The 13602-nt window shown below is 42.8% G+C and carries 14 protein-coding genes; 6 read left to right on the top strand and 8 right to left on the bottom strand.

The window, feature by feature from the left end:
* Window positions 1-13: 13 nt before the first annotated feature.
* Together GSF04_RS09815 and GSF04_RS09810 are read right to left on the bottom strand one after the other, a co-directional pair.
* Window positions 14-412, bottom strand: coding sequence for a DUF3019 domain-containing protein (locus tag GSF04_RS09815; protein ID WP_039492187.1), 399 nt, complete (start codon window positions 410-412; stop codon window positions 14-16).
* Window positions 402-1217 carry a MipA/OmpV family protein gene (locus GSF04_RS09810; RefSeq protein WP_211859414.1) on the bottom strand — a complete coding sequence of 272 codons (816 nt, stop codon included), beginning with the start codon at window positions 1215-1217 and terminating at the stop codon, window positions 402-404. Before GSF04_RS09810 ends, GSF04_RS09815 begins: the two co-directional genes overlap by 11 nt.
* Window positions 1218-1428: 211 nt before the next feature.
* Here GSF04_RS09810 and GSF04_RS09805 point away from each other — a divergent pair, with 211 nt between their 5' ends.
* From GSF04_RS09805 to GSF04_RS09795, 3 genes are read left to right on the top strand one after another with little or no spacing between them, the layout of a single operon-like run.
* Window positions 1429-2439 carry a phospholipase gene (locus GSF04_RS09805; RefSeq protein WP_039492185.1) on the top strand — a complete coding sequence of 337 codons (1011 nt, stop codon included), beginning with the start codon at window positions 1429-1431 and terminating at the stop codon, window positions 2437-2439.
* Window positions 2439-3617 (top strand): peptidylprolyl isomerase, encoded by a 1179-nt coding sequence (locus GSF04_RS09800; protein WP_211859413.1) that lies wholly within the window; start codon window positions 2439-2441, stop codon window positions 3615-3617. Before GSF04_RS09805 ends, GSF04_RS09800 begins: the two co-directional genes overlap by 1 nt.
* Entirely contained in the window at window positions 3614-4135 is a 522-nt protein-coding gene (locus GSF04_RS09795) for a hypothetical protein (RefSeq protein WP_039492181.1), read from the top strand. The genes GSF04_RS09800 and GSF04_RS09795 overlap by 4 nt, the downstream gene beginning before the upstream one ends.
* A gap of 56 nt (window positions 4136-4191) precedes the next feature.
* Here the strand turns inward: GSF04_RS09795 and GSF04_RS09790 are convergent, their stop codons facing one another.
* The 4 genes from GSF04_RS09790 to dapE all read right to left on the bottom strand — a co-directional run bounded on the left by GSF04_RS09790 (window position 4192) and on the right by dapE (window position 7231).
* Window positions 4192-4860, bottom strand: coding sequence for a hypothetical protein (locus GSF04_RS09790; protein ID WP_130126700.1), 669 nt, complete (start codon window positions 4858-4860; stop codon window positions 4192-4194).
* Window positions 4861-4887: 27 nt separating this feature from the next.
* Window positions 4888-5259, bottom strand: a complete 372-nt coding sequence (locus tag GSF04_RS09785; protein WP_211859412.1) for an acyltransferase — start codon at window positions 5257-5259, stop codon at window positions 4888-4890.
* A 188-nt stretch (window positions 5260-5447) separates the two neighbouring features.
* On the bottom strand, window positions 5448-5894 hold the full coding sequence (locus tag GSF04_RS09780) for an Hsp20 family protein (RefSeq protein ID WP_010607857.1): 447 nt from the start codon (window positions 5892-5894) through the stop codon (window positions 5448-5450).
* 155 nt (window positions 5895-6049) lie between these two features.
* Entirely contained in the window at window positions 6050-7231 is a 1182-nt protein-coding gene (gene dapE / locus GSF04_RS09775) for a succinyl-diaminopimelate desuccinylase (RefSeq protein ID WP_211859411.1), read from the bottom strand.
* A 259-nt stretch (window positions 7232-7490) separates the two neighbouring features.
* Here dapE and GSF04_RS09770 point away from each other — a divergent pair, with 259 nt between their 5' ends.
* Window positions 7491-8141 carry an OmpW family outer membrane protein gene (locus GSF04_RS09770; protein ID WP_039492172.1) on the top strand — a complete coding sequence of 217 codons (651 nt, stop codon included), beginning with the start codon at window positions 7491-7493 and terminating at the stop codon, window positions 8139-8141.
* A 74-nt stretch (window positions 8142-8215) separates the two neighbouring features.
* Here the strand turns inward: GSF04_RS09770 and GSF04_RS09765 are convergent, their stop codons facing one another.
* Entirely contained in the window at window positions 8216-8749 is a 534-nt protein-coding gene (locus GSF04_RS09765; RefSeq protein ID WP_088532277.1) for an acyl-CoA thioesterase, read from the bottom strand.
* Window positions 8750-8949: 200 nt separating this feature from the next.
* On the opposite strand from GSF04_RS09765, the gene GSF04_RS09760 reads away from it, so the two are divergent.
* The gene (locus GSF04_RS09760; RefSeq protein WP_039492231.1) at window positions 8950-9516 is read left to right on the top strand and encodes a hypothetical protein; all 567 of its coding nucleotides are present in this window, start codon (window positions 8950-8952) and stop codon (window positions 9514-9516) included.
* 24 nt (window positions 9517-9540) lie between these two features.
* Here the strand turns inward: GSF04_RS09760 and tyrR are convergent, their stop codons facing one another.
* On the bottom strand, window positions 9541-11097 hold the full coding sequence (gene tyrR, locus GSF04_RS09755; RefSeq protein WP_130126705.1) for a transcriptional regulator TyrR: 1557 nt from the start codon (window positions 11095-11097) through the stop codon (window positions 9541-9543).
* Between the two features lie 290 nt (window positions 11098-11387).
* On the opposite strand from tyrR, the gene GSF04_RS09750 reads away from it, so the two are divergent.
* Window positions 11388-13592, top strand: coding sequence for a CapA family protein (locus GSF04_RS09750; RefSeq protein WP_249122464.1), 2205 nt, complete (start codon window positions 11388-11390; stop codon window positions 13590-13592).
* The last annotated feature ends 10 nt before the right edge of the window (window positions 13593-13602 follow it).

Genomic DNA, 13602 nt, shown 5'->3' with positions numbered 1-13602 from the left:
CGTAGCCTAAACATTAAAAGAGGCGCCAACGCCTTTTTTTGGTTTTTACTTTGTGAACCCAGTTCACCTCAATGGTGGTCACTGCTAGCACATCTCGAGACTGCTTTGAGATAAGCTCATAGCTCAAACTCTCATCAGAACTAAAGTCTAACTCATATTTAAAAGTATCCGCTTTGGCCCAACACTGGAGGATCTTTTTCGACAAACTCTCTCGAATGCAATAGTCACCTTCAGTTGGTGCATTTACCGTTACTTTGACGTCAGCATAGCAAGTCCTCCCCTGGTTCAGGGCAACACACTTGCTCGGTACAGCATGAAGTATTCCCACTGAGTTAGTTTCTTCGGCGCGGAGCTGGTGGCTCCACAAGACCCCTAGAAACAACACTGTCCATGTGATTAATTTAGAATACATATTTCACCCCAGTAAAGAATACTCTGGCGTGGCGAGAGCGAACTAAGGGGCTATCTAACGTATCTTGAGAACCAACTAACCATGATGCGCCTGCGCTAAACACCCAATCTTCTGCAATTGGATAATTTAGTTGCATTTGTACGAACGCCGAGGCCGAAGCTCCGGGTTTATAGGGAGTCAAATAGTCATTGACTTCATCCTCTGAAACACCATAGAAGTAATTATGAAAATTACTAGAATAATAATTAGCGCCAAAGTTAAGCCATAAATCCCAGTTCCTCAATTCAAAGTTACGTGTCGCTTCGAGGTGAAAAACCCAACCGTTTGTGTCACCAAAAACATCGTAGACTACTTCAGCAACGGCAAGAAATTCACCGACATGGCGATAATAGGAAAAGCCTAAAGAATTATCTTGATCGCGTTTACGAATGCCTCTTAGCTCAGGTACCACATCGTCGGTATCGTAGTAACCACGTTCAGAAAAAGGCAACATATAACTGCCATAAATGGCATCAATTCCCCATTCACCATTGTTGATAATTTGGTAACCAACATCCGAGCCACCAAAGAAATCTCCTGAGTGGGTATTCAAGTAAAAACTTTTATATTCTATTTTTGCATCGACTAGAAAAGTACCATGTTTGAATGTCGAGTCCGTGCCAATCAAAGCTGGCATTGTCATATCAACGTAAAATGCACCAACACTCAGCTGCCAAGCAAACTCGTCATCAAGTTCGTCACTTTGTTCTTCGCAAATTCCATAAAACGGTAACAATAAACTGATTATTATAAGTAGTTTTTTCATAGTTCCATTCGTTTAGCGCAGGTGTGCCTAAATTCTCCCCGAGATCATACCTGACCCATTTGTGACCAACAAGCATCTTCTCTAATTTTTAACCCATACATAATTTAACTTTATTTTAATAAATATTTCACATAAATTATTTTAAATAGCGCACTTTGCTTTAAGCAGAAAAATTCGCGTTCACATAAATTAAAATCAATAGAGGCAATTCATGAAAAAATATTTACTCCCTTTGGCGCTAGTAGCCGTAGCAGGTCAAAGCCACGCATTTAGTCAAGAAACACATAAGCGTATCGTAATCGACGCTGTGAATTACATGGCGCAAAACCCGACAACAACACAATATGCAAAGCTACAAGCCTACGCACAAGCTAACGGTATGTCTGTATCTGCGCTTGCCAACTTACTAGGCCAAGCGGCTTATGACGTCGATGATTTTGAAGATACGTTTTTTTGTGGTGCCATTACGGGTGACTGTGTACAGGCACCTCTTTGGGGTGCTGCTGAAAGCATCGTGAAATACACCAGTTACTGGCACTTCCAAAACCATACTCAAGGAGCTGATACTCACGGCAATGACTTCGGTGGTTATAACTATCAAAAGTTAACCGTGTGGGGCTCTGTTGATACGATGGCGGCGACTTGGCTAAAAGGCGATTATTTAGACGATGGTCATGGCGGCGAAACTGGATGGTTTAGTGCTGATGACACTGAATACGATAGTTATGGGATAACAGAAAAGCACTATCGTATTGATAGTCACTCAACGTACAGCATGTATGATGACTTTGAGGAAATGCCTTTTCAACCGATTGACAACTTAGGTCAGTATTGGTACCAAAGTTATGTGCAAAGCGGGAACCCACAAGTACTCGGTTTTGTATTTCACACCACGGATTTACTTCAACCACACCATACTTGGACAACATCAGATCTGAATCATGCTGGCTGGGAGTCTTGGGTGAAAGACTATTATGATCAAGAATCATTAAATGACTTTACTTTGGTCAAGCAAGCAATGAATAGTTTTAGTGCAGTTGATACTAACTCAACAGACATCCGCCCACTACTAACGCAAGGTGGCGCTTTCTCCTACTCACAAGGTGGTATCGTATTGAACTCTGAGGATCATTACGATCGCGTAAATACAGGAAAACAAGTGATCCCACATGCGATAGCGATGGTGGTTCATTTACTTAATCACGCGATGGACGTGAGATAATGCGATTTGTTTTACTTTTCTTGGTAAGCAGTTTTTGCTTACCAAGCTTTGCCTCACCAAGTATACCTAAAGCCCTGACGCCTTTGGTTCACCAACTCTACCTTGAGCAAGGCCGAACACTATCTAAAAAGCAAACTACAGCGCAGTTACTTGAAAACCAGTTCTTACTATTCCAAGCGAAGCAACTTAACCCAAGTATTTTGGAGCGCCAATCTAACGTTGGTTTCAGCACCCAATATCACGTCGATAAGTTTCTCGCAAGCTCACTCTTACATTGGTTCCCGGCACTTTCTCAGCTTGAAAAAAAACACTACCCTTTGGTATTTGATAAGGATCAGATGCTGTCTTTACTAGGACAGTACCCCGCTGATGGGCAATACCCTGCTGAGCAATTACTCAAATGGCAACAGCTGCAACTAACAAAATCAGCGCCACTGACACTTGCTCAAGTATTACATAGCCAATCAATGCAAAACCGCTTTAAACTTCACCAGGGAGAACTCGCGTTACTGCAAGCTATTGTCAATCAACATCTCAATCAACAGGCGCTATTTACCGCCGCAAAACCTTATGTTGCTAAGCAAGGCCTGACAATAGAACAGTTACGACAAGTGGTAACCGCAGAACTATTGAGGCCGAGCATGTTGGCATTTCTTGGTGTTAAGGAAGAGATGCATGGTGCAACGAGCCAGTATGTTGATACCCTAAGAAGTGAGATTCCAGAAAGTGCTATCGCGAAGTATTATGAGCGTCATAAGAAGCGGTTTAAATACATCAAGCAAGTCAGTGCGAGCGCAGCGAAATTTCCCGAACAAAAAGCCGCACAGCAATTTAATGATTATGCAAATGCACACTCATGGCAACAAGCCGTCGCTAAATATACCCCGATATTAATATGGCAGGCTCAACTCACTCCGCTGACCCGCCAAAGCACGCCGAAATGGGAAACACAGCTGGCGTTTAGTAATCAACAAGGCAAGATAACGCCTAGTATTCGCACGCCAAGTGGCGAATGGCTGGTATTGTATAGCCAGTCACCGATATATGATTATTACGATGTGAAAAGTGAAACAGTACGCTACCAAGCACTGCGGGCACTGACCCAAGAGTTTGCTCAGCACAAATTCGAGCAAGATTATATGGCTTGGAAAACGGCAAACAGCGGAGCGGTAATATGAAGTATTGGCAAGCATTGATTGTCATATTCCTTGGGGCTGTGATAGCTGGATTCACACTGCGTTTTGCCAACATAGGTTGGCAAAACCCCACATATAATCCCCCTTCACAGACAAAGCCTGAGCAGCAGAAAAGAACTGAAACGTTAATCACGCCAATCAATACTTATGCTCCTATCAAACCAAATGCCGAGACCTCACCCAAAGCCGTTAAGCCAATCACGGAGCCAGAATATCTGCCGCCAATAAACCAAGCTGAAAAGCAAATGGATGATTTTCAGGGCGATTTGTCGGATACCGAAGCTTACCAAGCGTATTTGGATCAAAAAGACGCCAAGCTAAAACAACAGTATATTGCGGCCGTCGATGGTAAAGTAGCGCAAATAGAAGCTCTGCTAGCACGTGGGGTTAAAGAGGGATTACCACAACAACAGTTACAAGAGGCAAGAGACAAAATCACGGCACTTAAAGACATGCAAAGTAAACTACGTACTGAATTGAGCGAACGTGATAGCAAATAAAATTAGGCCGCGGCTCCTCTTGCGTCTCCCATGCGCTCAGTCACAGAACAAAACCATTAACGTACCTGCAGCTGAACCTTGCCGCTAGCCACATTAGGGTTTTTCATCACCGCATTGAGGACGACATCTTGTTGTCCTCCGTGATAATAGCTAATAATTTCTTCTAGCACTGTTTTGGGAGTACTTGGATTCATCGCAAGTGCTAAGTGCGTAGCAAAGTCTCGTTTTAGACTCAAATAAGTTAGCGTGTTTGGTGCCGTCGCGGGGTTTTGTGCAACCGCAAGATCTATCACATCGCCACTTTCAGGCAGATAAGAAACCAACGCTTCGAGTTGCTGAGCTGAAGTGTGGCTGTCTTTGGCTTGTTTTAACACTAAAATATGTTGATTCATGTGTAATAAGATATAAATCGCAATGCTGACAACACCTCCCCAAAGCACTAAGTGTGTATATTTGATGCTTAGAACTAAGCCATCGACATGTAAATCATGACGGACAGCATGCATTTTCAAAAAGAAATAGCTAAAAATGATACTGAATAGAAAAACCAACAAGCTATAAATTAGCATCGCGTTTACGCCAGTATCTTGCGAAAAGGGCGAAAATTGCACTTGGTGATGAAATTGTGCGGACATGTGAAACAACAAAGTATAAAATCCACCCGCGATGAGTAACGATAACCCACCTGATTTCAACAACAATATCAGCTTATCTTTTAGCTCCATTCTTCATCTCAACGCAATATTTTTCTTCTACCATACAAGTAACTCGCTAAAAACACTACTTAGATAAAAACTAAATACAATGATCGAGCCATTAAGCAAAGATGCAATGAGAAAGTGCTGACTCGGATAACGATACCCCGTCACTTTAAATCCAAGCGCAAAAACCCCGAGTACAGCAAAGAATGGGGTAAATGTAAAAATAGTTTCTCCTACTACTAATCCAACAATAACGTCATGCAATGCGCCGCTCACGATAAAAGTAAACCAATAGCCAAGTTTTCCCCCCACTTTCGCTGTACATGGACGAAATACGAAGCACGCCAAGTAATAACTCCAGATAGGATTCCAATAAACCCAGAAGCCATCGAAAGACTGAGCGCCGAAAGCGCGCCGTAACATGTTTCCTAGTGACTGACTATGACCCAGTGGTACACCATTTCGTCTTTTTACGTATTGTCTTAGTCCTAGTTTCATTTTCTGGGGGATAACAAGTGAGGCATAACTTTACTAATAACAAATGCTTTGTATTTAGGCAAAAAAAAGCCGCCTGACGGCGGCGAGTTGGAAATCAATAAATTAGATTGATATTACTTGCTTTCAAGCAAGTTGCCCGAGCCAATTTCTATTTTTCTTGGCTTCAGTGCTTCTGGGATCTCGCGCTCGAGGTCAATAACCAGTAAGCCGTGCGCTAAGTCTGCGCCTAATACTTTGACGTGATCACCAAGTTGGAATTTGCGCTCGAATCCGCGCTCGGCGATCCCTTGATGAATAAATTTACGCTCGTTGGCTTCTTCAGTCGCTTGCTTTTGCCCCTTTACGGTCAACGTATTGTTCTCTGATTCCAGTGTTAGTTCTTGCTCGGTAAACCCTGCAACAGCCATGGTAATTTGGTACTTGTCTTTACCTAGCGCTTCGATGTTGTATGGTGGATAGCTAGGTTGTTTATCTGTTCTTGCAGCAGCATCCATCATAGAAGCTAAATGATCAAAACCGATAAATGAACGATATAATGGTGATAAATCTACTGTACGCATAATTTTGTATCCTCTTAAAGCTATACATAGGTGCTCACTCTTCAAAAAGAACCAATAAGCACTTTTAAAACAAATAGTTATTTAATTTATGAGGCCCTGTCGGCGTCCTCATAAAGCTATTTATGGTCAGCAAATTTATTTTCAAGAAAATTCTTTTAAAAATTTTCAACTTTTTTAAAAAACCTATTTAAAACAGATAAGTATATTTTTTCTATGCCATGTAGATCGTTGAGGGATAGATGTTCATTCACTTGATGAATTGAATCATTCTTTACCCCGCATTCGATCACTTGCGTTTTTCCGGTCGCAAAGAAGCGACCATCGGAGGTGCCACCTGCAGTACTTAAACTCGGATATTGCCCCGTTGTTTCCTGAATTGCTTGTTCTACCAGCGTTAAGAAACAGTTTTCTTGCTTCGCGCCGGTATAAAACGACTCACAAGGCCGCTCCCAACTGATCGCTAACATAGCACCGGATTTAGCCAGCGACTCTTGAATATAGTGCACAACTTCTTGGCTCTTATAGGCATGGCTGTAACGAATATTAAATGTGATTTCACACTCTGCTGGCACTAAATTATCCACGATATTTGGTACTGTGATCCCGGTGACTTGCAGCGTGGTTTGCGATCCTGCTTCGTCTTTCCACCAAGGTAAAAGCGCGAGCTGGCTAACCAACTGGCCTGCGATGTGAGCAGCATTAATCGTTTGTTCTGGATAAGCCACATGCCCCGCTCTTCCTTTAACCTGAATACGCCCAGAAATCGCCCCACGACGACCATTTTTAACCGTATCTCCCACCACTTGGTGTGAAGTCGGTTCACCAACCAAACAAGCATCTAGCTCAATGCCATTTTCAGCTAATCGCTCTGCAATCAATTTGGAACCAAACTCCGCTTCACCTTCCTCGTCAGAAGTGAGCAACCAGTAAAAGCTTCCTCGTAATTTTTCAGGATGCTGTAGTAATGTTTTGGTTGCAGCAAGCATTGCCGCAACGCCACCTTTCATATCTGCAGCACCGCGTCCATACATCACACCATCAATAATCTGCGCACTAAATGGTGGCACAATCCAGCCTTTATTATTTGCAGGCACGACATCCACATGACCAGAAAAGGCAAAAGTTGGTCCTTGAGAGAAACGATAACTTGCAATCAAGTTTTTTACTCCCTGCACCTCAAACTGCTCAATAGTAAAGCCCAGCGCAGCGAGTTGCTCTGCCATAAACGCAATAGTGCCTGCATCACACGGCGTAACCGAAGGCGCTTGGATCAAACGCGTTAAGATCTCTGTGGCGTAGGAAGTACTGAGGTTTTGATACTGTGTTGCTAGTGACATAACTAAGAATGATTTGTAGGTGAAATCTAGCAATTATTTAAAGATGAAACTTTGACCACAGCATTGCAGTTTTAATGCAAATTAATGACATCGAGAAAACTTAATCTAAATCAAACTTTCAAAAATTTCTGAAATCTTACAATTTAAAAATTGATCTAGAACAGTTTTTCATTTTTTGAACCCTTTTAAGATGACTTCATTGAAAACACACACTGTTTCACAGTTTAAAAATGTCCTCACATAGGGTTAGGAGAAGAAAATGAAAACTTTAAGCGCTGCACTTTTATCTACTCTGCTAGTTGCTGCTCCCTTCGCACACGCAAATTTCAGTGTTAATGTTGGTGCTATTAACGTAAACCCTGACAATTCGGCTTCTGCAATTGATCAAGATAACTCTCTTGGTCTAGTTGCTGACTCAAATACTCAGCTAGGTATCACGCTTGACTACCACTACAGCGATAACATCGTATTTGAACTGGTTGCGGCAACACCATTTTCTCACACAGTTGACGGTGCTGGTGGCTTAGCAGGAGCTGAAATCGCAGACATTAAACACTTGCCACCAACATTACTTGCACAGTATCACTTCTTTGATGCAAGCGCTAAGTTCCGTCCATTTATCGGCGCGGGTCTAAATTACACAGTATTCTTCGATGAAGAGCCGAGTGCTGCACTAAAAGCAACACTAAAGACTAACGACGTAGAAGTTGATTTAGATAGCTCTTTTGGTATTGCATTACAAATCGGCTTTAACTACGACTTAAATGAAAAATGGGGCCTGCACGGCATGATCTCTAAAATTGACATCAATACCGATGCAACAGTTTACGCTAACGGTGTAAAGGCACTGACATCTGACGTTGAGCTAGACCCTGTTGTGGCCATGTTCGGTGTGAAATATAAGTTCTAATACCTAAATGGTTTAAATCACAGATTTACTGTTACTTTCTCAATCCCCAAGGCCACTGATGTGGCCTTTATAGTTTATAGATTACTGTTTTTCTTTGCCTCTAACATGGCTTTCCAATGCATAATCTCAGGAGATAAAATAGGTGCTTCACCGTTAAACCCAGCTACTTCGAGCATTTCTTCGACCGCAACCACCCCACCCTTACGCTTGAATACCCCACGCACATAAGCAATTGCATGCAGTCCACGTTTAGAATGAAAGCGCTGTTCAATGTAAAAGTATTTATGATCCCATCCCACCACCTTAGTGGTAATGGTAAATTTTTGCAGCGGCTTGATATCGCGGATATAAGTAATCGCTGTTGCGTTAACAATTGGGAACCAGCGGCGTTTCATCACAGCTGCAAATAACCCAACTCGCTCTGTCATCCAAGTACGCGCCAAATCCATAAATGCCAGGTATCGTGAATTGGTCAAGTGCATATTGATATCGCAATCGCTTGGCAGGGCGCGGTACTCGATATCTATCGGAGATAAAATGGAATCTGCCGTTTGTTTATTCTGTCTTATTCTCCAAAACAGCAGCAGTAAACGAAAATATAAGTTCATAACAATGGTCTTACCAGTTAATAATTTTCCGATTCTAGCATAGCAATTCATATTCTAAAGTGATTATTTTGCTACGCTTGCGTCTATAACTGATACATTACTTTGACCCTTGGTTGCGGTAATGCTGTCAGTAAACTAGATTAATAATCTGAGCTTCAAAAAATGAACGCCTTTCTAGCATGACCAGAAATGACCATAAAATGAGCTTAAAAACAATGAGTTCGGTTACTACATACGCGAACCTCAAATTAAGTAAAATAGCTGAAGTGAAGTCAATGAAAAAATTATCCCTTGTTACCTGTTCCACCTTATTTGTCTTTTCCAGTATGTGCTATGCAGACTTCGACTTTAAAGGAGAAGGCGCGCTAACCTATCCAACCGGTGTAGAGAAAGCGTTTGAGTTTGGTTTTGCTTGGAACAAACAGACTGAACAGTTTCGCATCGGTGCAAATCATTATGACATGTCTGAACTACCAGAGTCTTACTCAGTTGCCATTACACTGAGTAAAGACGATACCCGCGTGTGGATCCAAGAATTCAATCAAGGTTTTATTTCTGAATTTAAGTGGCAAATTGCAGATCATCACATCTCTCTTGTGAAAAAAGAGTTTAGCGACTCTGTAAAGGGTAATTACGTCTTGACGGTAAATGGGATAGATTACTTCTTTGCGCGAGATAACGTGAGTATCACACTCTCTTTTGAAGAAGATGGCATTAAGAATATTAAGGTAGATGGCGTGACAAAAGACATGGGAACTAAATCATAAAGGCCACATTGCGTGGCCTTTAGATCATACTTTGACTGTTTTTCTATTTATCCCATACTCACGCAGCTTGTTGGCAACGGCTGTGTGGCTTAATCCCAAACGTTTAGCCAGTTGCCTTGAGCTCGGATAAGCGGGGTAAAGCTTGCGCAACAAGGTTGCTTCAAATCGCTTCACCGCTTGGTCTAACGTCCCTTCAAAATCAGACTCTAAATAACCTAAGTCATGGGTAAAGGTCGGTAAGTTTAGATGCTCAGTACGAAGTTCTTTATCATCAAGCAACGAGACCGCACGATAAATGGCGTTTTCTAGCTGCCTCACATTACCAGGCCAAGGGTAATTCTCTAAAAACTCAATACATTCTCTAGCAAGTGTTGGCGCTGGATGACCATTTTGCTGGGCATATTTTTGTACAAAATGCTCAGCCAAAGGCCCGATATCTGCTTTTCTATCTCTCAGCGGAGAAATTTCAAGCGTTAGCACGTTAATGCGATAGTAGAGATCTTCTCTAAATACGCCCTCTTGCACCATTGCTGGTAAATCTTTTTGCGTTGCAGCTATGATGCGAACATTAACCTTAACTTCATTCTCGTCACCGACTTTACGGAATGTACCGTCTTGTAAAAAACGCAGTAACTTAGTCTGTAACTGGGTTGACATTTCACCCACTTCGTCAAGGAATACCGTGCCACCATCAGCCTGTTCTAATACACCACGTTTTGGCGCTGCATTTTCTTCATAGCCTGCATAACCAAACAGCTCAGATTCGGCAACATCATCTGGCAGCGAAGCGCAAGAAAGCGCGATAAACGGCTTTAACGAACGGTTAGACGCATAATGACATGCTCTAGCCAATAGCTCTTTACCCGTACCAGTTTCACCTGTGATCAGAATTGGCGCTTCTAGCTGTGCCATTTTTCTGGCTTCACGCACGACTCTACGCATGGCTGTGCTGTGGTTATGGATCGTCGCAAAACTTTCTTGACCGTAACGACGAAACGCACTGACTTGCTGCCCTAATCGCGACTGCGATTTAATGTTAATCACCGCACCGGCTAATACATCGCCTTCGCTCCCTTGGGGCACCGAAATTGGCAAAATATCAGCAATAAAATCTTCCCCGCCCACTTCGACACGGGTTGTCTGACCTAACACCTCTTTACCTTCTAACCAACGGGTAAAGTTAAACCCTTTCAAAAGGTTGTTAATGTTGGCACCGATCACTTCCTTTTCAACCATGTTAAGGTCGCGACAAGCTGCGTCATTGCAATGACGTACCCAGCCTTTAGCGTCGATAGAAATTACACCATCAGGCAACGCACTGAGCAAAGTATTCAGCTCATTATGTTCACGTTCTGACGGTAAAAACGCTGTAGTACGAACATCTTCAACGCCATCGATTAAGCGGATCTCAGGCATGATCTTCTGAAACTGTTCAAATTCGATGGGTGGAAAGCTCACGTACATTCGACAATTTACTGAATCGACTTCTATACCTTTCAAATCGACACGGTAACTCACCAAGATATTGAGAATTTCTTGGGCAATACCAATACGGTCAGCGCAATGTATCTCTAGACGCATTTGTTCCTCAAAGCGGGTTTTCACAATTGACGAGATCATACTCTAAGAATAGCTGGCCGACTAGAAAAACGTAAAGAATATTGAACAGAATTTTAGCTATCCTCGCAAATTCTTGTCCTATACTAATGAAGAACTGAAAAAAGTTGTTTTTTAAGACGTTTTTCAGCGCTTGTTAAGTTTTTGATTTGGAAACTTACATTCCATTTCAAAGGATTGCAACGCATAAAGAGTTACAGATATAATACTAAAGAATTGGATAATGTATCTTTTTTGAAACCAGGCTGGCCACAATGAAAAAAATCTTAAATTTAGTATTACTATTTGCGCTCACGGCCTGCTCAGTAGAGGACCCAAATGAAACAGGTCCTTCACAAATAGATAAGGATGAAGATAAAAGCCAACAAGATAGGGATAACGAGACGCCCAACTTAAGCGTGTTGCTGCAAAACACAAAAGCGATGCCCATCGCCAATGCCAACCTCACGATAAATGGTCTGTCATTTACCTCAAATAGCGATGGTGTATTTGACCTGTCGACTCTAGCATACGGCGCTTATGTTGCAGAAATATCTCACCCCGATTATTTACCCTTGGTTTTTACCTTAGCGAATCAAAGTAACAATGAACAGCAGCTCACGCTTGAACTAAAAGCTAAGTCAAGCACGCTAAAAACCGTACTTTTCGCGGGTGATACCATGTTTGGGCGTCGTTATTTCAACCCTGACCTCATTACCATGGGGAATTCATTGCCCAGCACCCCTGACGGACTTATCCAGCCCCAAAGCGCAGGACCTGATGCCCAAGCGCTGGTGCAGTTTATGCATCCTTTATTTAAACATGTCGATTTTGCTTCGGTTAACTTGGAGTCTCCAATCCTAAAAAACCCAACCACGGTCCATCCAAGTAAAGAGTTTGCATTTTTTAGTCTGCCTGAGTCATTAATTGCCCTCAATGATTTGGGTATTGACTATGTCGCACTTGGCAATAACCACGTTTATGACTATCAAGCATCTGGACTGAACGACACCTTGAAGTACGTCGAGCAAGCGGGACTTAAACACAGTGGCGCGGGCACAAGCGCGGCAGAGGCATTTAAGCCCTATAGCCTAAGCCTTGGTGAAGCAACCATAGACTTTGTGTCTGCGACTTCCATTACAGGCGATCAGCATACCGTCACTTATGTGGCATCGGATGCTAAAGGGGGAGCTGCCGATCTAACAGATACCAATGGCATGAAAGAAACGGTGATGCAAGCCAGTAACAACGGCCACTTTGTTGTAGCTCAGCTTCACGGCGGTGATGAGTATTCATACGCACCAACGGCGTATATTTCAAACCGCTTTGATTTACTTTCCAAAAATGGCGCTAACTTGATGATTGCGCATCATCCTCACGTTGCGCAAGGGTTTGGCTTATACAATGGCGTACCAAGCATACTTGGACTAGGCAACTTTGTGTTTGAGCAAAATCGTCTTGAAACCTTTTTGGGACTGATAGCTGTGGTAGAGTTAGAAACTGCAGGCTCACCTAAAATCAGTGCACTAAAAGCCTATCCCGTTTATCTAGAAGACTATGTTCCTAAGTTTGTAAGTGGCGATCTTGCCAATGCCCTACTAAAACGTATCGCTGAATTTTCTTCACCCGAAGTTGGTATCTCATTGCGCCCGGGATTTGCAGAAGTCACCTTTGATAAACCGGTTCAAGCAAAAGCAACCGAGCAACAAGTTATTACCTTAGAAGCCGGTGAGCATATTGTCGATTTACGCCAATATTCAAGCAGTGCTGAGTTCCTTAGCAAACTCACGGCTAGTGATGCTCAAGCAGAGATTGTGCTTGGTCGAGACTTATTGTTCTTTGGGGATTTTGAAGACTGGGACAGCGATAACGAAAAAGGGGAAGTCTCTCGTTGGTTAATTGAGGCCGACGATATCGCGCCATGTTTAGTCGGCAAATATCGTGGCGTACAAGGACTTTGTCTACAACGAACGCAATTTAACGAAACACCAACGCGTGTGCCGTTCAAACACACAATTCGTACCATGCCTATTACGCCAGCGCCGAGCACGGCACAGGCTTACCATGAGCTCTCGCTCTTTGGTTATGCCAAAGGAGAGAACGCTGGTGAGTTTAAGGCTGATATTCGTATCTTAACATCAGAAGATAGCCTTATCTTTTCTGAGTCAACGCCCCAATTAAAGCCTGCGGGTAGTTATGAGTGGCAAACGTTTAGACAAGACATTACCTTACCTGACGATTCCGTTGTGCTTGGCGATGAAGGATTGCCTGCTCGTGGCGTCCAGTTTGGCCTCTCCATGGCGCCACCAAGTAGTGGTGAAAGTGCCTTATTTTTAGATGATATTGCGATGATCTCGTGGCAACGCCCTGTGCTGCTTCAAAACGGTCAGTGGCAAAGTGCACAAATCCACGGCCTAGAATTTATTAAAGTAAAAGTAGCGAAGACGACTGAGCTGACTCTCACTTTTAGCCAGCAATAAGAGAGTGAAA

The sequence above is a fragment of the Pseudoalteromonas sp. A22 genome (assembly GCF_018141345.1).
GTDB classification, from domain to species: Bacteria; Pseudomonadota; Gammaproteobacteria; order Enterobacterales; family Alteromonadaceae; genus Pseudoalteromonas; species Pseudoalteromonas maricaloris.
Note: the sequence above shows the minus strand (reverse complement) of the source record. Positions and strands in the feature narration are given on the sequence as shown.

Coding starts and splice junctions, on each gene's coding strand:
- dapE (WP_211859411.1), bottom strand. CDS start 7,231: ATGTCACTAGCAACACAGTATCAAAACCTCAGTACTTCCTACGCCACA.
- GSF04_RS09805 (WP_039492185.1), top strand. CDS start 1,429: ATGAAAAAATATTTACTCCCTTTGGCGCTAGTAGCCGTAGCAGGTCAA.
- GSF04_RS09800 (WP_211859413.1), top strand. CDS start 2,439: ATGCGATTTGTTTTACTTTTCTTGGTAAGCAGTTTTTGCTTACCAAGC.
- GSF04_RS09750 (WP_249122464.1), top strand. CDS start 11,388: ATGAAAAAAATCTTAAATTTAGTATTACTATTTGCGCTCACGGCCTGC.
- GSF04_RS09790 (WP_130126700.1), bottom strand. CDS start 4,860: ATGGAGCTAAAAGATAAGCTGATATTGTTGTTGAAATCAGGTGGGTTA.
- tyrR (WP_130126705.1), bottom strand. CDS start 11,097: ATGCGTCTAGAGATACATTGCGCTGACCGTATTGGTATTGCCCAAGAA.
- GSF04_RS09810 (WP_211859414.1), bottom strand. CDS start 1,217: ATGAAAAAACTACTTATAATAATCAGTTTATTGTTACCGTTTTATGGA.
- GSF04_RS09770 (WP_039492172.1), top strand. CDS start 7,491: ATGAAAACTTTAAGCGCTGCACTTTTATCTACTCTGCTAGTTGCTGCT.
- GSF04_RS09760 (WP_039492231.1), top strand. CDS start 8,950: ATGAGCTTAAAAACAATGAGTTCGGTTACTACATACGCGAACCTCAAA.
- GSF04_RS09795 (WP_039492181.1), top strand. CDS start 3,614: ATGAAGTATTGGCAAGCATTGATTGTCATATTCCTTGGGGCTGTGATA.
- GSF04_RS09780 (WP_010607857.1), bottom strand. CDS start 5,894: ATGCGTACAGTAGATTTATCACCATTATATCGTTCATTTATCGGTTTT.
- GSF04_RS09785 (WP_211859412.1), bottom strand. CDS start 5,259: ATGTTACGGCGCGCTTTCGGCGCTCAGTCTTTCGATGGCTTCTGGGTT.
- GSF04_RS09765 (WP_088532277.1), bottom strand. CDS start 8,749: ATGAACTTATATTTTCGTTTACTGCTGCTGTTTTGGAGAATAAGACAG.
- GSF04_RS09815 (WP_039492187.1), bottom strand. CDS start 412: ATGTATTCTAAATTAATCACATGGACAGTGTTGTTTCTAGGGGTCTTG.